This is a genomic window from Hymenobacter chitinivorans DSM 11115, assembly GCF_002797555.1.
Lineage (GTDB): Bacteria > Bacteroidota > Bacteroidia > Cytophagales > Hymenobacteraceae > Hymenobacter > Hymenobacter chitinivorans.
In genome coordinates, this window is the sequence record NZ_PGFA01000001.1 from 1,879,900 (window position 1) to 1,905,385 (window position 25,486).

General features: G+C 60.6%; 19 protein-coding genes. 7 read left to right on the forward strand and 12 right to left on the reverse strand.

Features of this window, described 5'->3' with window-relative positions; all coding sequences use genetic code 11:
* Positions 1 to 47: 47 nt before the first annotated feature.
* Positions 48 to 2,753, forward strand: a complete 2,706-nt coding sequence (locus tag CLV45_RS07875) for a valine--tRNA ligase (RefSeq protein WP_100335813.1) — start codon at positions 48 to 50, stop codon at positions 2,751 to 2,753.
* 343 nt (positions 2,754 to 3,096) lie between these two features.
* On the forward strand, positions 3,097 to 5,715 hold the full coding sequence (locus tag CLV45_RS07880) for a TonB-dependent receptor domain-containing protein (RefSeq protein WP_100336987.1): 2,619 nt from the start codon (positions 3,097 to 3,099) through the stop codon (positions 5,713 to 5,715).
* Between the two features lie 97 nt (positions 5,716 to 5,812).
* On the opposite strand, the gene CLV45_RS24865 is transcribed toward CLV45_RS07880, so the two are convergent.
* The 3 genes from CLV45_RS24865 to CLV45_RS07890 form a co-directional block, all read right to left on the reverse strand.
* Positions 5,813 to 5,983: a hypothetical protein gene (locus tag CLV45_RS24865; RefSeq protein ID WP_157807363.1), complete on the reverse strand. Its 171-nt coding sequence runs from the start codon at positions 5,981 to 5,983 to the stop codon at positions 5,813 to 5,815.
* Between the two features lie 79 nt (positions 5,984 to 6,062).
* Positions 6,063 to 7,457, reverse strand: coding sequence for a dihydrolipoamide acetyltransferase family protein (locus tag CLV45_RS07885; protein WP_100335814.1), 1,395 nt, complete (start codon positions 7,455 to 7,457; stop codon positions 6,063 to 6,065).
* 131 nt (positions 7,458 to 7,588) lie between these two features.
* Complete coding sequence (locus tag CLV45_RS07890) at positions 7,589 to 8,842, reverse strand: competence/damage-inducible protein A (RefSeq protein WP_100335815.1); 1,254 nt, start codon at positions 8,840 to 8,842, stop codon at positions 7,589 to 7,591.
* 100 nt (positions 8,843 to 8,942) lie between these two features.
* On the opposite strand from CLV45_RS07890, the gene CLV45_RS07895 reads away from it, so the two are divergent.
* Together CLV45_RS07895 and CLV45_RS07900 are read left to right on the forward strand one after the other, a co-directional pair.
* The gene (locus tag CLV45_RS07895) at positions 8,943 to 9,761 is read left to right on the forward strand and encodes a DUF4197 domain-containing protein (RefSeq protein WP_100335816.1); all 819 of its coding nucleotides are present in this window, start codon (positions 8,943 to 8,945) and stop codon (positions 9,759 to 9,761) included.
* Positions 9,762 to 9,921: 160 nt separating this feature from the next.
* Positions 9,922 to 10,689 carry a DUF4197 domain-containing protein gene (locus CLV45_RS07900; RefSeq protein WP_100335817.1) on the forward strand — a complete coding sequence of 256 codons (768 nt, stop codon included), beginning with the start codon at positions 9,922 to 9,924 and terminating at the stop codon, positions 10,687 to 10,689.
* A 149-nt stretch (positions 10,690 to 10,838) separates the two neighbouring features.
* On the opposite strand, the gene CLV45_RS07905 is transcribed toward CLV45_RS07900, so the two are convergent.
* The 6 genes from CLV45_RS07905 to CLV45_RS07930 all read right to left on the reverse strand — a co-directional run bounded on the left by CLV45_RS07905 (position 10,839) and on the right by CLV45_RS07930 (position 17,050).
* On the reverse strand, positions 10,839 to 11,195 hold the full coding sequence (locus CLV45_RS07905) for a hypothetical protein (RefSeq protein WP_100335818.1): 357 nt from the start codon (positions 11,193 to 11,195) through the stop codon (positions 10,839 to 10,841).
* 342 nt (positions 11,196 to 11,537) lie between these two features.
* Positions 11,538 to 12,170 carry an ABC transporter ATP-binding protein gene (locus tag CLV45_RS07910; protein WP_100335819.1) on the reverse strand — a complete coding sequence of 211 codons (633 nt, stop codon included), beginning with the start codon at positions 12,168 to 12,170 and terminating at the stop codon, positions 11,538 to 11,540.
* Positions 12,160 to 12,957, reverse strand: a complete 798-nt coding sequence (gene lpxA / locus CLV45_RS07915; RefSeq protein WP_100335820.1) for an acyl-ACP--UDP-N-acetylglucosamine O-acyltransferase — start codon at positions 12,955 to 12,957, stop codon at positions 12,160 to 12,162. Before lpxA ends, CLV45_RS07910 begins: the two co-directional genes overlap by 11 nt.
* Positions 12,958 to 13,078: 121 nt before the next feature.
* On the reverse strand, positions 13,079 to 14,473 hold the full coding sequence (locus CLV45_RS07920) for a bifunctional UDP-3-O-[3-hydroxymyristoyl] N-acetylglucosamine deacetylase/3-hydroxyacyl-ACP dehydratase (protein ID WP_100335821.1): 1,395 nt from the start codon (positions 14,471 to 14,473) through the stop codon (positions 13,079 to 13,081).
* A gap of 108 nt (positions 14,474 to 14,581) precedes the next feature.
* Positions 14,582 to 15,622, reverse strand: coding sequence for a UDP-3-O-(3-hydroxymyristoyl)glucosamine N-acyltransferase (gene lpxD, locus CLV45_RS07925; RefSeq protein WP_100335822.1), 1,041 nt, complete (start codon positions 15,620 to 15,622; stop codon positions 14,582 to 14,584).
* Positions 15,623 to 15,817: 195 nt separating this feature from the next.
* Positions 15,818 to 17,050, reverse strand: coding sequence for an HD domain-containing protein (locus tag CLV45_RS07930; RefSeq protein ID WP_100335823.1), 1,233 nt, complete (start codon positions 17,048 to 17,050; stop codon positions 15,818 to 15,820).
* A 372-nt stretch (positions 17,051 to 17,422) separates the two neighbouring features.
* On the opposite strand from CLV45_RS07930, the gene porX reads away from it, so the two are divergent.
* Positions 17,423 to 18,988 (forward strand): T9SS response regulator signal transducer PorX, encoded by a 1,566-nt coding sequence (gene porX / locus CLV45_RS07935; protein ID WP_100335824.1) that lies wholly within the window; start codon positions 17,423 to 17,425, stop codon positions 18,986 to 18,988.
* A gap of 81 nt (positions 18,989 to 19,069) precedes the next feature.
* Complete coding sequence (locus CLV45_RS07940) at positions 19,070 to 19,558, forward strand: hypothetical protein (RefSeq protein ID WP_100335825.1); 489 nt, start codon at positions 19,070 to 19,072, stop codon at positions 19,556 to 19,558.
* 110 nt (positions 19,559 to 19,668) lie between these two features.
* Here the strand turns inward: CLV45_RS07940 and CLV45_RS07945 are convergent, their stop codons facing one another.
* From CLV45_RS07945 to CLV45_RS07960, 3 genes are all read right to left on the reverse strand, one after another.
* Entirely contained in the window at positions 19,669 to 19,905 is a 237-nt protein-coding gene (locus CLV45_RS07945; protein ID WP_100335826.1) for a hypothetical protein, read from the reverse strand.
* Positions 19,906 to 20,550: 645 nt separating this feature from the next.
* On the reverse strand, positions 20,551 to 21,249 hold the full coding sequence (locus CLV45_RS07955) for a LytR/AlgR family response regulator transcription factor (protein WP_100335828.1): 699 nt from the start codon (positions 21,247 to 21,249) through the stop codon (positions 20,551 to 20,553).
* The gene (locus CLV45_RS07960) at positions 21,246 to 22,925 is read right to left on the reverse strand and encodes a histidine kinase (RefSeq protein WP_211289915.1); all 1,680 of its coding nucleotides are present in this window, start codon (positions 22,923 to 22,925) and stop codon (positions 21,246 to 21,248) included. The genes CLV45_RS07955 and CLV45_RS07960 overlap by 4 nt, the downstream gene beginning before the upstream one ends.
* Before the next feature lie 109 nt (positions 22,926 to 23,034).
* Here CLV45_RS07960 and CLV45_RS07965 point away from each other — a divergent pair, with 109 nt between their 5' ends.
* On the forward strand, positions 23,035 to 25,437 hold the full coding sequence (locus tag CLV45_RS07965) for an outer membrane beta-barrel family protein (RefSeq protein ID WP_100335830.1): 2,403 nt from the start codon (positions 23,035 to 23,037) through the stop codon (positions 25,435 to 25,437).
* Positions 25,438 to 25,486 lie beyond the last annotated feature (49 nt).

Consider the following 25,486-nt stretch of genomic DNA (forward strand, 5'->3'; position numbering starts at 1 on the left):
AATTGCCTACTTTTGTCCCTATTCCGAACCGCTATTCCCCGTTGACGATGTCCATCGCCAAAACCTATACCCCCGCCGACGTTGAAGCCAAATGGTATCAGCGCTGGCAGGAGCAGGGCTTTTTCAAAGCCAAACCCAACCCGCGCAAGCCCGCCTACTCCGTCGTGATTCCGCCGCCCAACGTGACGGGCGTGCTGCACATGGGCCACATGCTCAACAATACGATTCAGGACGTGCTGGTGCGCCGGGCCCGGATGCAGGGCAAGGAAGCCTGCTGGGTGCCCGGCACCGACCACGCCTCCATTGCCACCGAAGCCAAGGTAGTGGCTTTGCTCAAGGAACAAGGCATTGAAAAGCGCGACCTGAGCCGGGAAGAGTTTTTGACCCACGCCTGGGACTGGAAGGAAAAGTACGGTGGCATCATCCTCGAGCAGCTCAAAAAGCTGGGCGCCTCCTGCGACTGGGACCGGACGCGCTTCACGATGGAGCCCGAGCTGACCGAGGCCGTGCTGCGCGTGTTCGTGGACCTCTACCAGAAGGGCCAGATTTACCGCGGCATCCGGATGGTCAACTGGGACCCGCAGGGCCGCACCGCTATTTCCGACGAGGAAGTCATTGCCAAGGACACCGTGGCCAAGATGTACTACCTGCGGTATGAAGTGGTAGGTAATGAGAACTCAGAAGTAAGAACTCAGAACTCAGAAAATGAAGGGGAAGACCAGAACGAGTCTCAGCTCTCAGCTCTGAATTCTAAGTTCTTACTAATTGCCACCTCGCGCCCCGAGACGATTATGGCCGACGTGGCCGTGGCCGTGAACCCCAACGACGAGCGGTACACCCACTTGCACGGCCAGAAAGTGCGCATCCCGCTGCTGGGCCGCGAAATTCCGGTTATCCTGGACGAGTACGTGGCCATGGACTTCGGGACCGGCGGCCTGAAGGTGACGCCCGCCCACGATTTGAACGACTACGAGCTGGGCGTGAAGCACAACCTGCCCGTAATTGACATTCTCAACGACGACGGCACGCTCAACGAAAAGGCCCAGCTCTACGTGGGTCAGGACCGGTTTGCCGTGCGCAAGCAGATTGCCAAAGACCTGCAGGAAGCTGGCTTGTTGGAGAAAATCGAGGACTACAACAGCGTGCTCCAGACCTCGGAGCGGACTGGGGCCGTCATCGAGCCCAAGCTGAGTTTGCAGTGGTTCTGCAAGATGGACCACATGGCCAAAAAGGCCCTGGAGGTCGTGGAAAACGACGAAATCAAGCTGCATCCGCCCAAGTTCAAGAACATGTACCGGGCGTGGATGGAGAACGTGCGCGACTGGTGCATTTCGCGGCAGCTGTGGTGGGGCCAGCGGATTCCGGCCTACTACCTGCCCGACGGCACCTTTGTGGTAGCCCTGAACGAGGAGCAGGCCCTGGAACAGGCCCGGGAGCAGAGCGGCAATGCCGAGCTGCAACTCTCGGACCTGCGCCAGGACGAGGACGTGCTGGATACCTGGTTTTCGTCGTGGCTGTGGCCCATTTCGGTGTTCGACGGCTTCAAGGACCCCGACAATGCTGACATCAACTATTTCTACCCTACCGACGACCTGGTTACGGCCCCCGAAATCCTGTTTTTCTGGGTGGCCCGCATGATTATGGCCGGCCTCGAGTACCGCAAGGAAGTGCCCTTCCGCAACGTGTACCTGACCGGCATCGTGCGCGACGACCAGGGCCGCAAGATGAGCAAGCAACTCGGCAACTCGCCCGATCCGCTCGATTTGATTGCCACCTACGGCGCCGACGGCGTGCGGACCGGCATGCTGTTTTCCTCGCCGGCCGGCAACGACTTGCTCTTCGATATTAAGCTGGTGGAGCAGGGGCGCAACTTCACCAACAAGCTCTGGAACGCCTTCCGCCTGACCCAGGGCTGGGAGGTGAACAGTGAGCTGCCCTTTGCTTCGGCCAAGGCCGTGGAGTGGTTCGGGGCCAAGCTGCAAACGACGCTGGCTGAGCTGGATGAGCACTTCGCCAAGTTCCGGATGAGCGACGCGCTAATGACCGTGTACAAGCTGGTGTGGGACGACTTCTGCTCGGTGTACCTGGAGATGGTGAAGCCCGCCTACCAGGCCCCGATTGACGCCGAAACCCTGAAGCACACCATCGGCTACCTCGAAACGTTGCTCAAGCTGCTCCACCCGTTCATGCCCTTCATCACCGAAGAAATCTGGCACGAGCTGAAGGAGCGGGGGCCCAAGGAATACCTCTGCGTGGCGCCCTGGCCCAAGCTGGCCCCCGTGGCCGGCAGCGCCGAGCTGCTCAGCCGCATGGACAAGGCCCTGGACATCGTGGCCGGGGTGCGCAACATCCGCAACCAGAAGGGCCTGGGCCCCAACAAGCCCCTGACCCTGGCGGCCAAAACCGACGATGCCCAGCTGCTGCAGGACTACGACGGTATCATCCGCAAGCTGGCCGCCCTGACCGAGGTAAACCTGGTGCAGGACGCCCCGGCGGCTTCGGTAGGCTTCGTGTCGGGTGGCGCGGAGTTCTTCGTGCCGCTCGAAGGTCAGATTGACTTAGGCGCCGAAAAAGCCCGTCTGGAAAAAGAGCTGGAGTACACCCGCGGCTTCCGCGACACAGTGCTCAAAAAGCTCAGCAACGAGAAGTTCGTGCAGAATGCCAAGCCCGACGTGCTGGAGCGCGAACGGCAGAAACAGGCCGACGCCGAATCGAAAATTGCGGCCCTGGAGCAAAGCCTGGCGGCTTTGTAAGGCAGCGAATTAGCCGAAATATGAAAAGGCCAGCTCTACCGTAGAGCTGGCCTTTTTCTTTGGCCGGTGCGGCCGTTAGGGCTGGGTAGGTGCCAGGGCGGTTTCGGGCTTCGGCCGCCCAAGCACGACTATTTTTTCCGCTAGGTGCCACCCCGCCCGCAAAACCGTGTCTGTGCCTGTCGGGCGAAACCAGCGGATGCTTTACCAGTCTGCGGGGGGAGAACCGGCCGGTTAGTCGATTTGGCTTGGGGCCCTTTCCGGCCCGGGGTAAGTTCGGGCCAATATATAGCGTAACCACAGTGCCGCGCCGGTTTGCCGGGCGGTTTGCTTTCGATTGAAGTTCATGAAAAAGATTTTCCTCGTTCTCGTTCTGACCACCGCCGGCCGCCTGGCCTGGGCCCAGATGCCGCAAGGTGAGCGGCCCGCCGGCGCAACCCGCCCAGCTGGGGCCCGCCCTGCCGGAGCTCCCGGGCAGGCGCCCCAGGGCGCCCCGATGGCAGCTCCCGCTCCGGTCGGTACCGGCCGCGTTACGGGTACCGTGACGGACGCCGCTTCCAAGGAGCCCGTATCCTACGCCACGGTGGTGCTGCTGAACCCGGCCACCGGCAAGGCCGTGGACGGCACCTCGGCCGACGACAAGGGCAAGTTCTCGATTCCGCGGGTGCCGGCCGGCACCTACACGGTCCAGATCAGCTTTATCGGCTACAAAAACCTGGAGCAGCCCGGCGTGGTGATTACCGAGGCCGGCAACACCGTGGCGCTGGGCAATCTGACCCTGGAATCGTCGGTGCAGAAGCTGGCCGAAGTAGTGGTGGAAGGCCAGCGCAGCCTGGTGGAGGAGAAGGTAGACCGGACCGTATACAACGCCGAAAAGGACGAAACCACCCGTGGCGGCGACGCTACCGACGTGCTCAAGCGCGTGCCCATGCTTTCGGTCGACCTCGACGGCAACGTGAGTTTGCGGGGCTCCTCCAACATCAAGGTGCTCATCAACAACCGTCCCAGCACGATTTCGGCCAGCAGCATTGCCGACGCCCTGAAGCAGATTCCGGCCGACCAGATCAAGAGCGTGGAAGTCATTACCTCGCCCTCGGCCAAGTACGACGCCGAAGGCTCGGGGGGCATCATCAACATCGTGACCAAGCAAAACAACCTGCAGGGCTTCACCCTGGACTTGCGCAGCAGCGCCGGCCTGCGCGGTTCGGACCTGGGTTTGAACGCCACCTACCGGGTGGGCAAAATGGGCTTCTCACTGGGCGGGGGCGGCCGGGCCATGTACAACACCCCCGGCAGCTTCACCAACGAGCAAACCACCTATAGCCTGCTGGGCTCCGATTTGAGCACCCGCAGCCTGCGCAGCCGCACCCTGCAAACGGCCGACACGCGCACCAACAACCTGTTTGGGCGCTACTCCCTGGGCTGGGACTACGACATCAACAAGTACAACTTCCTCTCGGCCTCGGTGCAGCTGGGTTTGCGCAACGGCACCAACTACCAGGACGGGCTGGCCACCACGACCGAGTTTTTCGACGGCACGACGCCCGCTACCAGCAGCTTGCGCGACGTGAAGGTGCTCGACAACTCCAATACCCTGGACGCGACGCTCAACTACACCCACACTTTCGAAACGCCCCAGCGCGAGTTTAGCCTGCTCACCCAGTACAGCCGCAACACCCGCAACAACGACTTTACCAACTACATCCTCACGGGCGAAGGCGCTGGCAGCACCCGCGGCAACCAGAACGACAGCTACAACGAGGAAGTAACCGTGCAGGCCGATTACCAGACGCCGGTCGGTAAAAACCAGCTCGTGGAGCTGGGCGGCAAGGACATCATGCGCCGCGTCAACAGCGACTATACCACCCTGCTCAACGGTCAGCCCACGGCGGGCCTCAACCTGAGCAACGTGTTTACCTACCGCCAGAACGTGGCCGCCGGCTACGCCTCCTACACGGTGGGCTTCCTCAAAAACTACACCCTCAAAGCCGGGGCCCGCTACGAGTACACCACCATCGACGCCGATTTCCGGACCGACAACGCGCCCTCCATTCCGTCCTACGGGGTGCTGGTGCCCAGTTTGAACCTCTCGCGCAAGCTCACCAACGGCAACACGATTAAAGCGGCCTACAACCGCCGGATTCAGCGGCCTTCGCTGCAGTTTCTGAACCCGAATACCCAGTCGGCCAACCCGCTCAACATTACCGTCGGCAACCCCACGCTCCAGCCCGAATACACCAATAATTACGAGCTGAGCTACAATACCTTCCTCAAGCAGACCTCGCTCAACTTCTCCACCTTCGTGCGTAACACCACCGGCTCGATTCAGCCGGTCCGCACGCCCCTGGAAGGCGGGGCCATTCAAACCAGCTACGCCAACATCGGCACCGAAAACGCCTACGGCGGCAGCCTGTTTGCCAACGTGAACCTCAACAACAAGCTAACCCTGGGCGGCGGAGCCGACGTGTACTACGCCACGCTCGACAACAACGTCGCGGACCCGCGCTACGCGGCCAGCAACCAGGGCTGGGTGGCCAGTGGGCGCCTGATGGGGGGCTACAACTTCACCAAGGGCTGGGGCCTGCAGGCCTTCAGCTTCTACCGCGGCCGGCAGGTGCAGCTGCAGGGCTACCAGGGCGGCTTCGGGGTGTATAGCCTCAGCGTGAAGAAGGACTTCAACGAGAAGAAGGGCACCATCGGCTTCGGGGCCGACAACTTCTTCACGACCAGCAACAAGGTGCGCAGCGAAATTTCCTCCGCCACTTTGGACCAGAACAGCCTGAACGTGTTTCACCGCACCGGCCTGCGCGTCAACCTGAGCTACCGCATCGGCAAAATGAGCATGGCCCCGAACCGCCGCAAAAAGTCGGTCAGCAACGACGACCTCAAGGACGGCGGCAACAGCGACGGGGGCAACGGCGCCGGCGCCACTCCCACTCAGGGCCCCAGCGGCGGCCGGCCGTAAGGTGAGATGATGAAATAGGGAAATGGTGAGTTGTCGTTCGATTTGCGCCGTACCGCGCAGTTTGAACATCAACTCACCATTTCCCTATTTCACCATCTCACTTCTTTTGGCTGAGTTGGTTTTGGAGTTGGAAGGTGACCTGCTGGCAGTCGGCGAACTTTTGTTCGGCCTGGTGCAGGGCTTCTTCCGTGGCGGTTAGCTTCTGGTACAGAAACAGGATGCAGCCCAGGGAAACAACCAGGGCAATGAGGTAGATGGTATTTTTCATACGAGTCTGATTGTCAAAAAGAAAAGCCCGTCAACTTGACGGGCTTGTTCTGGTGTAAAAGGAATTCGGCCCGGCGGGTTTAGATGGCCGTGTTGGGGTCGAATTGCTCCAGGTAATCGGCCACCTTGCGCACGAACATGCCGCCCAGCGAACCGTCGACCACGCGGTGGTCGTAGCTGTGGCTTAGGAACATGAAGTGCCGCACGCCGATCAAATCACCCTGCGGAGTTTCAATCACGGCCGGCTTTTTCTTGATGGCACCCACGGCCATGATGGCCACCTGGGGCTGCATGATGATGGGCGTGCCCATCACGTTGCCGAAGGAACCCACGTTGCTCAGCGTGTAGGTGCCGCCTTCCAGGTCCTCGGGCTTGAGCTTGTTGGCTCGGGCCCGCGCGGCCAGGTCGTTTACCCGCTTGCTCAGCCCGTTCAGGTTGAGTTGGTCGGCGTTATGAATCACGGGCACAATCAGGTTGCCCGAAGGCAGGGCCACGGCCACCCCGATGTTGATGTCGCGCTTCTTGATGATGTAGTCCCCATCCACCGACACGTTGATGTTGGGGAAGTCCTGAATGGCGCGGGCCACGGCCTGAATGAAGATCGGCGTAAAGGTCAGGTTCTCACCCTCGCGCTTCTTGTAGGCGTCCTTGTGCTTGTTGCGCCAGTGCACGAGTTCGGTCACGTCGGCCTCCACAAACGAGGTTACGTGGGGCGAAATCCGCTTCGAGTCGACCATACGCTGGGCAATCATCTTGCGCATGCGGTCCATTTCGATCAGCTCGTTGCTGCCGCTCACCGACGGGGCGGGCTTGCTGGCCACGGCAGCCGGGGCAGCTTGGGCGGCGGGAGCCGGGGCCGATTGGAGCTGGGCGGTCGGTTGAGTAGCGGCGGGCGCTGGAACTGCGGCTGGCACGGCGGGGGCGGCCTGAGCCAGCGGCTGCTTGCCGTTTTCCACGTAGGCCAGAATGTCCTGCTTGGTAACGCGGCCTTCTTTACCGGTGCCGGGCAAATACTCCAGGTCGGCCATCGAAATTCCTTCCTGGCGGGCAATGCTCAGTACCAGGGGCGAATAGAAGCGGCCGGGCTGGGCCACGGCCAGGCGCTGGTCGGCCTGCGGATCGTGCTGTTCGGGCAGGTAGGGTACGTTTACTTCGGCGCCGTTCAGGGCCGGGGCGGGCGTTTCCTGGGGCGCGGCCGGAGCGGCCGTGGGTGCGGCAGCGCCAGCGGAGGCGGCATCAGTTTCAATCACGGCAATCGGGGCGCCGACGGCCACAACCTGACCTTCCTGCACCAGGATTTCCTGCAATACACCGGCGTGAATGGCGGGCACTTCGGTATCGACCTTATCCGTTGCCACTTCCAGCACTGATTCGTCCTGCTCGATGGCCTCGCCGACTTGCTTGAGCCATTTCAGGACGGTGCCTTCCATAATGCTTTCGCCCATTTTGGGCATCACCATTTCCACTCGTGCCATGCGGTTGTTGGGTTGTTGGGGGTTGTTGGGTGGGAGTTTGAGGCCTCAAAGGTAACAGAAACCGCAAAGCAGAACGCTCCCCGAGGAATGACTGACCCCGGTCCAGAAAAGAACGGGGGCAAAAGGGGGCCTTAGTGCCGGGGCAGACTCTGGCGCAGCAGGTTCAGCACGCTGGTCGTGGCGTACTCGATGTTGAGCTGCCGGCCGCGGTTGAAGGTAATTTTGCGGGCCACGGTTTGGTGCTCGTCGGCGTAGGCCAGCCAGAAGGTGCCCACGGGCTTTTCCTCGCTGCCGCCGTCGGGGCCGGCAATGCCGCTGGTGGCAATGGCCACGTCGACGCCCAGGCGGCGCCGGGCGCCTTCGGCCATCTGCCGCACTACTTCCTCACTCACCGCCCCGTGTGCAGCCAGGCTTTCGGTGCTCACGCCCAGCTCCCTGACTTTGATGTCGTTATGATACGAAATAATACTGCCCAGGAAATAGCGGGAGCTACCGGTCACGCTGGTGAGCTTATGGGCCACGTAGCCGCCGGTGCAGCTCTCGGCCGTGCCCAGGGTGAGGCCGCGCTCGGCCAGCAGCTGGCCCACGGCGGCTTCAAGAGGTATTTCGCCCTCGGCAAAAATATGGTCGCCGAGCAGGGCCCGCAGCTCGGGCATGCGGGCTTCCATGCGGGGGCGCAGGTTGGGCTGCCCGTCGTCGGAGCCGGTCAGGCGCAGGCGCACCCCGCCCAGGTAGGGCAGGTAGGCCAGTTTCATATTAGTGGGCAGGGCATCTTCCCAGGCCGCAATTTTTTCGGCCAGAAATGATTCGCCCAGGCCCACGGTCTGCACCACGATGTGCTCGATGGGCGGGGTCTGGAAGTGGCGCTTGAGGCGGGGCAGCACCGTGTCGGTCATCATGCGCTTCATCTCGAAGGGCACGCCGGGCATGCTCACAAACACCACGCCCTGGTCTTCGAACCACATGCCGGGGGCCGTGCCCACCACGTTGCGCACCGGGGTACACGAGGCGGGCAAATACGCCTGCTGGCGGTTTACTTCCAGCATGGGCCGGTTGAAGCGGGCAAAAATGGACTCCACGTCGCGCAGGGAGGCTTCGTTGAGCACCAGCTCGGTGTGGAAATACTCGGTCAGGATGTTCTTGGTCAAATCATCCTTGGTGGGGCCCAGCCCGCCGGTGATGAGCACCACCTGCGCCCGGGTGCGGGCCGCGTCCAGGGCCTGCACAATCTCGTCGGCGCGGTCGGAAACACTGGTAATCTGCCGGACCCGAATGCCGAGCTTGCCCAGCTCCTGGCCCATAAAGGCGGAGTTGGTATCAATGACCTGGCCATAGAGGAGCTCGTCGCCGATGGTGATGATTTCTGCGTCTGGAATGTGGGGCATGGAACCGGAGTTAGGAAGGAGAGGGAATTTGGTGCAATTTGGGGCCAACGCGGATAAGACGCTCACTAAGGGCCTCAGGTTTTTCGCTTTTTCTCCTTCTATGTTGCGTTTTCGCATTCTCGTTGCCGCCCTGGCTTTGTCTTTGGCCGGCACTTCCGTAGCTCAGGCTCAAACCAAGACTACGGCCAAAAAAACTACCACCACTAAAACCACGGCCAAAACGCCCGCCAAAACCACGGCGAAAACGCCGGTCAAAACCACGACTAAGACCACCACGAAGGTTACCACCCCAGTGGTGACGCCGCCGGCCCCGCTCACGCTGCCCGAAGCCACCACCGGCCTGCGCGAGGCCCTGACCCAGAGCATCACCCGGGCCACCGACATTGCCGGCTCCACCGACGGCTTCAACGCCAACACCGATATCCGCATCCCGTTTCCGCCCGAGGCCGAGCTGGTTTCGACCACCCTACGCGGCCTGCGCATGGGCGCGTTGGTCGATAATTTTGAGCTGGCCCTGAACCGCGGGGCCGAGGCCGCCGCCGCTCAGGCCAAGCCCATTTTCCTCGGGGCCGTGCAAAACCTGAGCTTTGCCGACGCCATGGCCCTGGTCACGACCCGGGAGCCCGACGCGGCCACGCTCTACCTGCACAAAAACACCGAACCCCAGCTGGTAGCCGCCCTGACGCCCATCGTGCAGCAGTCGCTGGAGCAAACCGGCGCCACCAAGCTCTACAAGGAAATGGTAGCCCGTTACAATAAGATTCCGCTGGTGACGCCCATCAACGCCGACCTGACGGCCTACGCCGCCCAGAAAACCTCCGACGGTATCTTTACCCTGATGGCCGAGGAAGAAGGCCGCATCCGCCTGAACGCCGCCGCCCGGGGCTCCGACGTGCTCAAGCGCGCTTTCGGCAAATAGATACCGGCGCTAAGCGTCGAGGGAAAAGCCCAGCTGGTCGATTAAACCAGCTGGGCTTTTTTCATTCCAAGCGCCGGCTCCCGAATTGGAGGAAATTGGTCTGGTTTGTGTTTTACTGCCAACGCCGGCCGGTTGGCCGGGCATTTCGCTTCCGCGCACCATGAAAAAGAAAGCTGCTCTTCTGTTCGTTTTGGCCAGCCTGGCCGTTAATTTATCCGCCTCCGCCCAGGGCTTCGACTTATCTAAGATTGGCCAGATCCTGACCAACAAAGTCGGCACGGCCGCTAAAACCGGTACCACGACCGGCTCGGGCAGCGTAAGCCAGAACGAGGCCGCGATGGGCCTGAAGGAAGCCCTGACCCAGGGTATTACCAAGGGCGCCGACCAGGCTTCCCGGCAGGACGGCTTTTACCTGAACCGGCTCATCCGGATTCCTTTCCCGCCCGATGCCCAGCGCGTGGCCACCTCGCTGCGGGCCATTGGCCTGGGCTCCCAGGTCGATAAGTTTGAGCTGTCGTTGAACCGCGGGGCGGAAGATGCGGCCAAAAGCGCCAAGCCGATCTTCCTGTCGGCTATCAAGAGCCTCACGTTTAAGGACGTGTGGGGCATCCTGACCGGGGAAAAGGACGCGGCTACCAGCTACCTCAAGCGCACCACCACGGCCCAGCTGACCACGGCCTTTAAGCCCATCATTCAGCAGTCGTTGGATAAGGTCAACGCCACGCGCTACTACACCGACCTGACCACGCGCTACAACATGATTCCGCTGGTGAAGCCCGTGCAAACTGATTTGAACCAGTACGCCACCGACAAGGCCATTGGCGGCCTGTTCACCCTCATTGCCCAGGAAGAGGCCAACATCCGGGAAAACCCCGTGGCCCGCACTACCGAGCTGCTGCGCCGCGTATTTGGCGGCAAGCAGGGGTAAGGCTTAGTTGTCGGTTGCTAGTTGTTGGTTGTTCGTTTTTATAAAACGAAAGGCCCGCCTGAAATGCTTCAGGCGGGCCTTGCTGTTTTAGGTCTTGGCTGGGGTTGTCCGGAACGAACAACGGACAACTAGCAACCAACAACTAGATTCTAAAAGTCGTCATCATCGGCGAAGCGGGAGCTCCGGCCGCGGCTGCTGCCGCCGAACGAGTCTTCGTCGTCATCGTCGTCAAAATCGTCGTCATCATCCAGGCTGGAGAAGCCCCCGCTGCCGTCCGGATCTTCGGCGGCTTCGGCCGTGGTGTACTCTTCCTCCGTCATGCTGGCCAGGTCCAGGGCTTCATCGTGGGAGGAGCCCGTGTCGCGCCACATCAGATAGTCGGCGTACTTGGCGCTAAGGCGGTCTTCGTCGTTGCCGCGGGTTTTACTGCCGCCGGTTTTGGCGAAAGTATCCAGTTCATCGTCATCGTCGAGGAAGTCGTCGTCGAGGTCGTCGTATTGTTTCATGGCCTTGTCAGGGGCGGTAAAGTGGGGAAAGATAAGTAAACAAACGAAGCAGGCTCCGGCTGCGAAGATACGGGTGCCACGGGTTTGGGTTAATTGCGGAAGCGGAAAATTAGTTGCCAAAACGCCCAAAAAAATCCTCAGCTCAGCCGTGGCACCCGGCGCCACATTTGGCCAGCGGCAACGCCACCACGCGGGCTGGAGCCGGCAAAACGGCCGTAAGCCCCTGGTATTCCCCGAATAGCCCGCTCCAGCCGGTTCCACCCCAATACTACGGGCCGGGCGGCCGCGGCCTGGGCGGCAGCACATAATGTTGTAAGCCGGGATTGGGAAAAGCGGCGGCCGTTAGCGGGCGGCTTTAGCCCCAAAATCCGTCACGCTGAGCTGCTGCTGGCAGAAGCTGTACTCCTCGGGCACGTTGGAGCTGACGATAACCAGGCGGCCGGCTATGGTGGCCGCCACGTGCTCTAGGTACCATTCCACGCCGGTCCGGTCGAGGTTGGTCGTGGGCTCGTCGAGCAGGAGCAGGGGCGAGTCGGCGTAGAGGGCCAGGGCCAGCTTGAGGCGCTGCTTCATGCCGCTGGAAAAGTCCCGCACCATCTTGTGGCGCGACTTTTCCAAGTACATCAGCTCAATCAGGCCGGTGGGCGTGAGGCCGGGGCGCAGGGGCTTGAAGCGGGTGTGAAACGCCAGCAGCTCGGTCAGGGTCAGCTCCTCAATGAGCTCCAGGTAGGGCGCGCAGTAGGCCAGGTGGCGGGGCACGTCTTCCACGGGCAGGGGTTGGCCCTGGATGGAGTACAGCAGGGTGCCCTCCGTGGGTAGAATCTGGCCGGAAAGGGTGTTGAGCAACGTGCTCTTGCCCGAGCCGTTGGGCCCCAGCACCGCCGTAGCCGTGCCGGACCGGAATACGTGGTTCAGGCCCCGGAAAATCCACTCCCTTGCGAAGCGCTTGCCCAGCCCGCTGGCCTCAATCTGCACCGTTGCCGTTGCGGGAATAGCCCTTAATCACGCCGCGGCCCGAGTTGCGCACGAAGTTGACCACCTCGTCGCGCTCGGGCGAGGGCAGCAGCTCCAGCTCAATCTTGTCCAGGGCGTCGTTGTTGTTCAGCCCGCTGAGGAAGAGCAGGCGGTAGAGCTGCTGAATCTCGCTGATTTTCTGATCCGAAAAGCCCCGGCGGCGCAGGCCGATGGAGTTGATGCCGCTGTAGGTGAGCGGCTCGCGGCCGGCCTTTACGAAGGGTGGCACGTCTTTACGGACCAACGAGCCACCCGAAATCATGGCGTGGGGGCCAACTTTCACGAACTGGTGCACGGCCGAGGTGCCGCCGATAATGGCGTGGTCCCCGATTTCGACGTGGCCCGCCAGCTGCACGCCGTTGGCCAGTACGCAGTGGTTGCCGATGATGCAGTCGTGGGCCACGTGCACGTAGGCCATCAGCAGGCAGTTGCTGCCCACAATGGTCTTGAGCCGGTCCACGGTGCCGCGGTTTACCGTCACGCACTCCCGGATGACGGTATTGTCGCCGATGTGCACGGTCGTTTTCTCGCCGGCAAACTTGAGGTCCTGGGGCATGGCGGCAATCACGGCGCCGGGGAAAATCTTGCAGTTCTTGCCAATGCGGGCCCCCGACATAATCGTCACGTTGGGCCCAATCCAGGTGCCTTCCCCGATTTCCACATCCTTATCAATGGTCGTGAAAGGCTCCACTACCACGTTCTGAGCGATTTTGGCTTCGGGGTGAATATAGGCGAGCGGCTGGTTCATTCTGATCAATTAACAATTAACATTTAACAATTACCAAGTGCATCTAACGGGTTTCGGAGCCTTTCTCTTGTGGAAATGTACCGTCCTGTTAAATGTTAATTGATAACTGTTAATTGAAAAACTAGGCTTCTTTGCGAACAATGGCCGCGCTCATCTCCGCTTCCATCACCACTTTGCCGTTGACGAAGGCCTGGCCTTTCATCTTGGCGATGCCGCGCTTGATGGGGGATAACAGCTGACAGCGGAAAATGATGGTGTCGCCGGGCTTCACCATTTTGCGGAAGCGGCAGTTTTCGATGCCGAGGAAGTAGGGCGTGTAGTTTTCGGGGTCGGGTACGGTGTTCAAGACCAGAATGCCGCCGGTCTGGGCCATGGCCTCCACCTGCAGCACGCCCGGAAACACGGGGTTGCCGGGGTAGTGCCCGGTGAAGAAGGGCTCATTGATGGTCACGTTCTTGATGCTGGTCACGGTGGTAGCATCCAGGTGAATCACCTTATCGATGAGCAGGAAGGGGTAGCGGTGAGGCAGCACCTGCATGATCTGGTTGATGTCCATGACCGGCTCCCGGTTGGGGTCGTAGCTGGGCACGGGGGAGGTGTTGGCCTCCATCATCTTCTTCTTGATCTTTTTGGCAAAGGCCACGTTAGCCGCGTGCCCGGGCCGGGCGGCCAGGATCTGGCCTTTCAGGGGCCGTCCTACCAGGGCCAGGTCGCCCACCAGGTCGAGCAGCTTGTGGCGGGCCGGCTCGTTTTTGTAGCGCAGGTCCACGTTGTTGAGGATGCCTTCCTTCTTGACGGCCACTTTGGGCTTGCCCAGCATGGTGGCCAGCTCGGTCAGCTCCTCGTCGCTCACCACCCGGTCCACGACCACAATGGCGTTGCTCAGGTCGCCGCCCTTAATCAGGTTGGACTTGTAGAGAGCTTCGAGCTCGTGCAGGAAGCAGAACGTGCGGGAACTCGAAATTTCGGCTGTAAACTGGGTGATATCCGTCAGCGAGGCGTGCTGGGAGCCCAGCACCGGGGAGTTGTAATCCACCATTACCGTCAGGCGGTAGTCGTTCAGGGGCAGGGCGGCAATTTCCACGGCCCGGCCGTTTTCCACGTACCGGATTTCCTCGGGAATCTCGTAGTAGTTGCGCAGCGCGTTCTGCTCTTCGAGGCCGGCTTCCTGAATAGCCTTGATGAACTCGTAGCTGGAGCCGTCCATAATGGGCGGCTCGGGACCGTCGAGCTGAATCATCACGTTATCGATCTGCAAGCCTACCAGGGCGGCCAAGGTGTGCTCCACGGTGTTGACGCGGGCCCCATTTTGCTCGATGGTCGTGCCCCGGCTCAGATCTACTACGTTGTCCACGTCGGCATCCACGACGGGCTGCCCGGGCAAATCGATGCGCTGAAACTTATAGCCATGGTTGACCGGCGCGGGGCAGAAAGTCATGTTGGCCGAAACGCCGGTGTGCAGGCCAATGCCGCTCACGGTAACCGGCGCCTTAATGGTATGTTGCTTGTCGTTCATTCGTAGAGTTGTCGGTTGTTAGTTGTTTGTTGTCAGTTACCGGACATCCTACACAGAACGGACCTGACAACTGATAACGAGCAACTGACAACTAAATAGGCTGCAAAGCTAGGACTTTTCCGGCATGGATGAGGTGCGCTCCAAGTCGCTGAGGCGGCGCTCTATCTCCGGCAGGTGGCGGAAAATGGCGTTGGCCCGCAGACTGTCGCGCAGGTTAAACGCCGGGGAGCCCTGCAGCAGCACGCCTTCGGTCTTGATGGACTTGCCCACGCCCGACTGGGCCGTGACGGTCGTGCGGTTGGCTAGGGAAAGGTGGCCGGCAATGCCGGTTTGGCCGGCCAGCACGCAGAAGTCCCCGATTTTGGTGGAACCCGAAATGCCGGTTTGGGCCGCTACCACCGTGTGGCGGCCGATTTCGACGTTGTGGGCAATCTGCACCAGATTATCAATCTTGGAGCCCTCCCGGATGATGGTCGAGCCCATCGTGGCGCAGTCGATGGTGGCGTTGGCCCCGATGCTCACGTTGTCTTCCAGCACCACGTTGCCGATCTGCGGAATGGTCTTGTAGGAGCCGTCGGGCTGGGGCGCGAAGCCAAAGCCGTCGGAGCCGATAACGGCGCCGGCGTGCACCGTGCAGCGGGCCCCAATGACGGTTTCGGCGTAGAGCTTGGCCCCGGCGTAGATAATGGTGCCGTCACCGATGACGCACCGGTCGCCGATGTAGGCCTGGGGGAAAATCACCACGTCGCGGCCGATGCGGCAGTCCTGGCCGATGTAGGAAAAGGCCCCGCGGTAGTGGTTTTCGCCGATAACCGAGCCGGCCCCGATAAAGGCGGGCTCTTCCACGCCGCGCCGGCCGGTGCGGGTGGCCTGCTGGTAGAACTCGAGCAGGGTAGTGAAGCTGGTGTACGGGTCGTCGACGCGGATCAGGGCGGCGCCGGTGGGCTGCTTCAGGGTCAGGGTTTTGCTGACGATGACGGCCGAGGCGCCAGTGGTATAGAGGTGGGGCTCGTACTTGAGGTTTGACAGGAAGGAGAGGGCCCCGGCCTGCGCTTCTTCGATTTTTGCCAAGCGGTCAATGCGCTGCGTCGCGTCGCCTTCAACGACGCCGTGGAGCACTTCCGCAATCTGGCCTACCGTAAATTCCATTGCGCAAAAGTAGAGAAAAGTTGGTGCTTGGTTTTGGGCAGGGGAGTGGGGAGTTCTAACGGCAAAGCAGCGAAGCAATTAGGAAACAGAACGTCCTGTCGACCAACGGGAGACATCTCGCGTGCAATGGTAATCAGATAGCATTGCAACATCAGCGCGCGAGATTCCTCACTGGGTTCGGAATGACGTTCTAGGTTAGTGCGCTATTTCCTTGGGGTAGCAGATGTAGTGCTTCTCCACGCGCTGGCCCAGGGCCCGGATGTTGGGCAAATCGGACGCCTCGGCTACGTTGATGACCCGCCCGCCCTTGGTCAGCACGTCGATGGTGTCTTTGCCGGCCGCGTCGTAGGCGTTGTTGCTGATGCGCCCGGCCAGCATGAGCTGGCTGGCATCCTGGGGTGAGAGGCCAAACTTTTCGGCAATGAGCTCAATGACGCCCAAGCCCAAGTCATCATCAAACGGCTCACTCTGCAGGATGATTTTGAACAGCCTGCGGTCCAGCATGCTGCGCGACATGTAGCTGAGCACCTTGTCAGGGTGCTGGGCCCACATTTTCACCGAGCTCCACACGTCGGTGTCGTCGAGCTGCACGAAGCGCTGCAGAATGGTGTCGTCCTTGGCGAAGTGGAGCAGGCTCACGGGCTTGGAGAGGAAGTAGTGCAGGTCGGGGGAGGCGGGCACCTCGTGGCCGGAGCGCACCAAGTCCCGGGCCCGCTGGATGATGCGGATAATCATCTGCTCGGCCGAGGTGACGGTTTTGTGCAAATACACCTGCCAGTACATCAGGCGGCGGCTGACCAGGAAGTTCTCGATGCTATAGACGGCCTTTTCCTCCAGCACCAGCTTTTCATCCACCACGGTGAGCATTTTTATCAGCCGGTCGGCGCCGGGGCGGCCCTCCTGCACGCCGGTGTAGAACGAGTCCCGGTTGAGGTAGTCGAGGCGGTCCATGTCGAGCTGGCTGCTGACGAGCTGGTGGAAAAATGGCCGCTCGTAGGTGCCCTGGAAGATGCGGATGGCCAAATCCAGGGCCCCGTGGTGCTCGGCGTTGAGCTTCTGCATCAGGTACAAGCTAAGCTGCTCGTGGGGCACTTCGTGAAAAATGGCGTGCTCCAGGGCGTGGGAAAGGGGCCCGTGGCCGATGTCGTGGAGCAAAATAGCAGCCTGGGCAGCCTCGCCCTCGGCGGCCGAAATCTTGACGCCCTTGTCCTTGAGCGTGCGCAGGGCCAACGACATCAGGTGCATGGCGCCCAGGGCGTGGTGGAAGCGTGTGTGCAGGGCGCCCGGGTACACGAAGCCGGTGAGGCCCAGTTGCTGAATTCGGCGCAGGCGCTGAAAGTAGGGGTGCTCAATCAGGTCGAACAGCAGCTCGGTGGGCACCGTGACGAAGCCGTAGACCGGGTCGTTGAAGATTTTTTTCTTATTCAAGGGAGGAAGGCTGTAGCGCGAAGCTCCGGCTGCGCGCGTCGTTGAACGTGGTGGTGGTTAGCCCGCATTTGTCGTAACAAAACGCGCAGCTGGAGCTGCGCGCTACTGTCAAACGAAACACAACTCAACATTTTTTAACTTCTTTACGGCGGAGTCAGGCGGCCGAATATCGGTTTGCCGTAATTTTTCAGAACCAAAAACCGGGTATTGGGAGTAAAGCTACTTACGAAACGTCATTTGCAACCTGTTTGCGGCATTCACCCTCTTTGAGGACAACTGAATTGCCGACGGCAGCCTTGCCGAATGACTCCTTTCTGAAGTGCCGGGCTAGCGAGCCGGGCGCGACTTTTTCAAGATTCCCAACATCCTTATATGCAACGGTACTCCATCCTCTGGGCCGACGACGAAATCGACCTGTTGAAACCCCACATTCTCTTCCTGACCGAGAAAGGCTACGACGTGACCGGCGTCAACTCCGGCGCCGACGCCATTGAGCAGGTCCAGGAGCAGAATTTCGACATTGTGTTCCTCGACGAGAACATGCCCGGCCTCACCGGCCTCGAAACCCTGACCGAAATCAAGGCCGTGAAGCCCACGCTGCCCGTCATCATGATTACTAAGAGCGAGGAAGAGCATATCATGGAAGACGCCATCGGCTCCAAGATTGCCGACTACCTCATCAAGCCCGTCAATCCGAACCAGATTCTGCTCTCGGTGAAAAAGGTGCTCGACAACAAGCGCCTGATTTCGGAGAAAACCAACAGCAGCTACCAGCGCGACTTTCGCCAGCTGGGCATGCAGCTCGGCGACCGGCTCAGCCCGAGCGAATGGGCCGACGTGTACAAGAAGCTGGTGTACTGGGAGCTCGAAATTGATGAAACCGAGGGCAAGAGCATGGCCGAGGTTTTCAACATGCAGAAGGACGAGGCCAACAACTACTTCTCCAAGTTCATCATGGACAATTACGAGGAGTGGGTCAACAACGAGGCCGACGATGCGCCCATGATGTCGCACGAGCTGTTCCAGAAGCGCGTATTCCCGCTGCTCAAGGAAACCGGCGATACGCCCGTCTACTTCGTGCTCATCGATAACCTGCGCTACGACCAGTGGAAGATTCTCGAGCCCATCATTGCCGATCTGTTCACGGTGGACACCGAGGAAATGTACTACTCGATTCTGCCCACCACGACGGCCTACGCCCGCAACGCTATTTTCTCGGGCATGATGCCCGGCGAAATCCAGAAGAAGTACCCCAACCTGTGGGTGAATGACGACGACGACGAGGGCAAGAACCTGAACGAGGCCGAATTCATGGAAATCATGTTCCAGAAGGCCAACCAGAAGCACAAGTTCAGCTACAACAAGGTCACCAACCTGCAGGCCGGCAAGGATTTGCTGGGCAAGATGAGCAACCTGCACAACAATTATAAGTGCAACGTCATCGTCTACAACTTCGTGGACATGCTCAGCCACGCCCGCACCGACATGGCCATGATTCGGGAGCTGGCCGCCGATGAGTCGGCGTACCGCAGCATCACCCGCTCGTGGTTTCTGCACTCGCCTTTGTATGAGATGCTGCAGGTGATTGCCGAGAAAAAGGGCAAGCTCATCATCACCACCGACCACGGCACGATACGCGTGAAGCGCCCCTTCAAGATTGTGGGCGACCGGAACACGAACACCAACCTGCGCTACAAGCACGGCAAAAACCTGGGCTTCACCGACAAGGACGTGTACGTGGTGCGCAAGCCGGAGCGGATTTTCCTGCCCCGCGAAAACGTGAGCACCGCCTACGTCTTCACCCTGGGCGACTATTTCTTCGCCTACCCCAACAACTACAACTACTACGTGAACTACTACAAGGACACGTTCCAGCACGGCGGCATCTCCCTGGAGGAGGTGATTATCCCGTTCATCACGCTCACGTCGAAGGCGTAGCGGATTCGGAATTTGAATACTTTGGTAGCGGCGGGTTTCTTCGGAGGCCCGCCGCTATTTGTGTTTTGTAATCAGTTGTGCATGAAAAAGTATGTATCCCTAGGATTGCTCTTGCTCTTCGGCTGTCAGCAACAACAAGTAAAGCAACCGCAACTAGTTGTCACTAACTATACTGAGGTTGATTTAGAGCCATTTGCAGTCATGTCTGAGAGCTCTCCATTCTACTTGTCTACGAGTGATTTGAGGAGGTTGGCTATTCTGCTGAACGCGGCGGTAGAGGTGTATAATTTGAACAAACTGGAAAGATATAAGCAGAACCCATCATACGATCCTTCTGATGTCTTTTATAAGCCACACATGATTGACTTAAGTAGATATAAAAAGCAGTTGGTTATTACCAATAATGTACATGGCGAGAAAATAGTCCATATAAGTGCCTTTACTGGCGATTACAAAGATTGGCAAATCAATACCATTGCTATTGAAGATGGAGGCGAATGTTGCTTTCAAACCTCAATAAATTTGGATTGGAATAGATGGGAATACTTTCAGATAAATAGTGAAGCGTAGCAGAAGCGGAGCTTTTTGAAGTTCTGTTGCTTTCATCAAGCAACTGCTCTCTTGCCTATAAAAATCTCTTTCAACCAAGAAGGGCTGCCTACCCAGGCAGCCCTTCTTGGTTAGTCACACAGCCAATGACCATTATGCTTATGCTGATACGGAAACTGGACTTCCGTCTCCTCGGCGCCCTGCCGAATCTGGTGCAGCGCCATACGGGTTTGCATCCGGTGGCGGTTCCAAAGTAGCTGGCGAAGGAACCGGTCGGGTTGGTAACGCTGGTAGTGCCAGCTGCTGTAGAGCCGAATCCGGCCGCGCTGCCGGGCCGTCCAGGCCCAGCGCTTTTTGGGTTGTTTCATTGGAGTTGTAGGTTGGTACCTACAGCTCGTGACACATGGTGTGGTGGCGTTTCATACTAGGGTAAGATATAGCTGAGACGTAAGGAGCGTAAGATACGGCCTTAGCGCTGCCTGGCCCCAGGTTTGGTTTTAATGAAAATGATTCCGTTCTGCCCGTTGGCCCCGTAGCGCCGCATAACCCTGCTACTTTTCGTAAAACGAAGCTTGCTGATTGATCTGAGAGCTAGTTCTTTCGTGCTGAACGAGGCTGGCATCAGCCGGCCGTTGAGTATGTACAGTGGCTCTTTCTGAGGCATTACCAGAGGGGGCAGCTGCTGAGGAAGCGTCGCCGTTCTATCGTCGAGGCGGGAAGATAAAGCTTGCTGCACATCGGGCGGTAAAGCCAAACTGCTGGGGCGGGTCTGCAACTGAGGGCAACGCTGGGCATAGGCAACACCGGGCGTAAGTAGCAAGCCCGCCAGCAGAAGGAATCGGTGGCAAAAAGAGAGCATCAGCTAAGGGGAGTAGATGGCGAAAGCAGGTTTGACCTACTGATGCTTGCTGGGCCTGATTTCCACACTTGGCGCTGATCAACGTACCCGCTGTTCCTACTGTATGACTTGCAGGAACACCCGGCCAACTCCCTACTGCCAGCGCCGCGTCCGGTCAGATGAGCTTGGCCTTGAGTTCCTTGTAGCGGGAGCGGCCAATGGGCAGCAGCTCCCCATCCTTGAGCTGCAACTGATACCGGCTGCCTTCCTGCACCAGGATTCGCTCGGCCTGGGCAATGGGAACGATGTAGGACTTGTGGATTCGCTCAAACGAGGCGGGCAGGAGCTGGGCCAGCTTTTCCAGGGACTTGTCGTGCAGCTCCTTTTTGCCATTCTGCAGGTGCAGCTCCGAGTAGATGCCGGCCCCCTTGATATAGCGCAGCTCCCGGATGTCGAGCAGGACGATGTCGCCGTGCTTTTTAACGGCCAGAAACTGCAGGCCGCCATCCGGCTTTTTCTCGGCGGTGGAGAGTCGGGCAAAGGCCTGAAACAGCCGCTCTTCCCCAAACGGCTTGGGCACGAAATCCAGCACGCCGTAGGCAAAGGCGGTAATGGCCTTATCGGTGTAGGCCGAAATAATGATGGTGTGAAACGCCCCGGCCGCCGCGCTTTCCAGCAGGCTGAAGCCATCCTGCCCGTTCAGGTTCAGGTCGAGCAGCACCAGGTCGGGGGCGGTGGTTTCCAGCACCTGCCGGGCCTGGGTTACCGAGTCGCAGGTAACCAGGTGCTGGAGTTGGGGGCCAAAGTAGGCCCGCGTCATGCGCTCCAGGCGGCGGGCAATGCGGGCCTCGTCTTCTACTACAACGATTCTCATCGGGCCGAATGGATGGTGATGGACGTGAGCCAGCCTTCGGGCACGGCGCCCGAGTGCAGTTGCCAGCCGGTGCCGTAGCTTTCCGTCAGGCGGGCCTTGATGTACTGCAAGCCGGTGCCGGTGCCCACTTTGGTGCCCGGCTCGGCGGGCCGGTTTTGGGCGCGGGTGAGCAGCTCATACTTCCGGCCGCTGGCGCAGGCCTCGGCGCTGAGCCGGAATCGAATGGAGCCGTCGGCGGCCGGGATGCTGTGGGTGATGCCGTTTTCGAGGATGGTGTGGAAAATGGCCGGCGGAATCAGCTCCTCCGGGTCCAGGCCCGCCTGCTCCAGCTCGTAGCGCACTTCCTTGCGAAACTGCATCACCTGCAAGTGGTGCTCACACAGCTCCAGCTCTTTGCCGAGGGGAATCAAAGTGGCCTCGGCCATGTCGTTGAGCAGGTCAAACTCCCGGGCCAGGGCCTGAATGAAAACGGCGCCCTGCCGGGGCGACTCCTCCACCCAGTCGAGCATGGACGTCAGCGTATTCTTGATGAAATGGGGCTGAATGTGCTTTTTGAGCAGCTCCAGTTTCAGGCGCGAGGAAAGCTGCTGGGCGGCCTGCCGCTCGTTTTCCATCACCCGCACCCGCAACGCGTGTAGGTAGAGCATGCACAGCAGAATCACGGTGAAGGTAATGTAGAGGCTGTAATCGAAGTAGAGAAAGTAGTGGGTCACCGCGCTGGCCAGCAGGCCCGTCAGCACCAGAATGCTGCCCTTGGCCCGCCGCCGGATGGCCAGCAGCACAATGACCAGCGAAGCAGCCCACATGGCCAGGCTCAGGTAGATGGCCGTTTGGTCGTAGTGCGGGTAGTTGAAGAGGTAGATACTGCTGAGCCCGGCCAGCAGCCCGCCCGCAATAAAGCCCTTGCGCGGCAGGCCAAACTGCAGGGCAAAATACAGGGGCACCAGCAGGGCAATGGCAAAGGTGAGCAGCCCGATGATGGTCAGGCGGGTGTAAAAGTGGGGGTAGGGGATGTCCACGTAAAACTTGACGTATTCCATCATCAGCAGCGCGAAACAGAGCAGGCAAATACTGCTGAAAATCAGCGTGCCGTAGTCCTTCTGGCTGCTACTGCTGAACAAAAACAGGTAGTAAATGGCCGCCAGCAGCAAGGCGCCGGCCATCAGGTTCACGAAGGCCATAATCAGCAGCGGGTCGCGCAGCAGGCGCGGGTAGCTGTGCAGCTTTACGTCGCTGAAGCGCTGTTCATCAGTGAGGTGGGCCTGGGTGGCGCGCAGGGCCACCACGTGCGGACCGGGTTTGGCCAGCGCGGCCGGCACCAGGTAGTAGCTGGTTTCGGTGCCGGGCACTTCCGGCCGCGTGGCGGAGGCTGGCCGGCCGTTGCGGCCAATCCGGCTGCCGTCCCAGTACACCTCGAACCCGCCGAAGGACCGGACCACGACCCCCAGCAGGGCAGTAGAATCCCACTGCGGCAGCCCGACGTGGTGGCGCACCCAGAACACCTGGTTGCCGGTGGCGCTCCGCTCGTTCTGCCAGCCGGAATCGTCGTAGCGCGGGGCGGCCCACCGCGGGTCGTCGCCGGTGCGGAAAAGGGGGCCAGCCGATTCGAACTCCACATCCGGTTGACAGGACGCCAACGCCAGCAGGAAGCACAAGTAGAGACTGAGTCGGTACATAGCCCAAAGGTAAGGCCCGTTGCCCCGCGGCCCGTGTCGTTCATTAGCATATAGAGCTGTTGACATGTATTCCCGTGGAAGCCCGCCCGGCACCGGCTAACCTTGGGCCATGAAAACCTGGCTCTACCTCTGTTTGCTCCTGCTGCTGACCCGCCATGCCGGCGCCCAGCAACCCTCCGCGCCAGCCAGCCCCGGCCGCGTCCTGACCGGCAAGCTGCTGGACGCCGGATCCGGCGCCCCGGTGCCCTACGCCACCATCAACGTGCTGGACGCGGCAGCCCAGCTCGTTACCGGCGGCATCAGCGACGAGGCCGGCGGCTTTCGGCTGGAAGGCATTCCGCCGGGCCCTTTTACAGTGGAGTTTCGCTTTCTGGGCTACCAGACGCTGAGCCAGCCCTTGCCGGCTGGGAGCGGGCGGCTCGAGCTGGGCCCGATTAAGCTGCAACCCATAACCACCCAGCTGGGCGAGGTGACGGTGACGGGTGAAAAGCCCGCGGTTAGTTTGCAGCTCGACAAAAAGGTGTTCGAAGTGGGCAAGGATATTCTCTCCCAGGGCGGCTCGGGCCACGACGTGCTCAACGGGGTGCCCTCGGTGGCGGTGAGCCCCGGGGGCGGCATCAGTCTGCGCGGCAACACCAACGTGACGGTGCTCATCAACGGCCGCCGCTCGGGCCTGACCCAGAACAGCGGCCTGGACCAGATTCCGGCCGCCCAGATTGAGCGGGTCGAAGTCATTACCAACCCCTCGGCCCGCTACGACGCCGGCGGCAGCGCGGGCATCATCAACGTGATTCTGAAGAAAAACAAGCAGTCCGGCCTGGGCGGGCAGGTGCGCCTGGTGGGCGGCCTGCCCAACGACACCCGCCTTACCCCGAGCCTGACCTTTAAGTCGTCCAAAGTCAACCTGTTTGCCACGGCCGGCCTGCGCTGGTCCGACTACCGGGGCCGCTACCGCACCGACCAGGTGACGGACCTCGCCGACGGGCGCCCGGCCCGCCTGCAGCAGCGGCAGCGCGAAAACCGGCACGACGACGGGAAGGTGCTCTACGTGGGGGCCGACTATTTCATCAATGACCACAACACCCTCACCGCCGCTTTCCTGAAAAACGACACCAAGGACCATGACAAAACGGAGTTAAACTATCAGTATGCCACGGGCGCGGGGGCAACCGACAGCACGCTGCAGCGCCGGGGCGAATCGTGGGAAAGCCGGAGCTACAACCAGCTGGAGCTGAATTACACCCGGCTCTTCGCCCAGGCCGGCCGCAAATACACGGTGGACGTGCAGTACGACTTCTGGAACAGCGACAAAGAGTGGCAGCTGGCCACGGCCCGCCTGTTGCCGCAAACCCAGGACTTACCCGGCATCCGGACCAGCTCTGTCGGGGCCAGCAAGGACTTGCTGGTGCAAACCGACCTGGTGCAGCCGCTCGGGGCGCAAACCACGCTGGAAATGGGGCTCAAGGCCGAGGGCCGGCAGGTGAGCAGTGACTTCGGGGCCGAGCAGGCGCGGGGTGCGGAATGGGCCACGTTCCGGGGCATCGACAACCAGCTGCACTACAACGAGCTGATCAGCAGCGGATACGCGCAGTACGGGCGCAAGGGGCAGAAGCTGTCCTACCTGCTGGGCCTGCGGGCCGAGCTGACCCGCGTCAGAATTCAGGACCGGGAAGGCCAGTACAGCAACGAGAAGCGCTACAACCGCCTGTTTCCGACCCTGAACCTGGGCTACCAGCTCCGGGAGGGCCTCACCACCCAGCTTACCTACAGCCGGCGTATTAACCGGCCCACGCTCTGGCTGCTCTACCCCTTCAACGAGCTGACCGACCTGAACGCGCAAAACGTGGGCAACCCCGACCTGAGCCCATCCTACGCCGACGGGCTGGAGCTGGGCCTGCTGCGCACCTGGCGCAGCCTCACCTTCAACCCCGCGGTATACTTCCAGCGCACCAGCGGCTTTATCCAGACCTACACCTACCGCGACGCGGCGGGCACCTTCATCAGCACGCCGGTGAACCTGAGCCGCGAAACCCGGCGGGGCCTGGAGCTGTCGGTGCTCTACAGCCCACTGAAATGGCTCAGCGTCAATTCCGAGCTGAACCTGTACGCCTTTACCCAGCAGGGCCGCTACCGGGAGCAGGATTTTGCCCTGAGTGGCCACACCCTGACCGGCCGCCTGAGTACCCAGCTGAAGTTGCCGCTCAAGCTCGGGGTGCAGGCCCGCTACAATTTCACCGGGGCCCAGCGCACCGCCCAAACCTTCACCCGCGCCCTGCACGTGGCCAGCGTGGCCGTCAGCAAAAACCTGCTGCGGGACAAGGCAACCCTGGTGCTGGATGGCAGTAACCTCTTCGACTCCAACCAGACCCGCACCCGCACGACGGGCCCGGAGTACGTATTCAGCCAGGTCAGCAGCCCCAACGCGGCCCGCTACCGGCTCAGCTTTACCTACCGCTTCAACCTGCAGGACGGGCAGGCTATCCGGCAGGCTAAAAGCAGCAACCGCAACTAGCCGGCGGGGGTAATGCCGCAGGCTTAGGGTGGGGAATAGTGCCCAACTC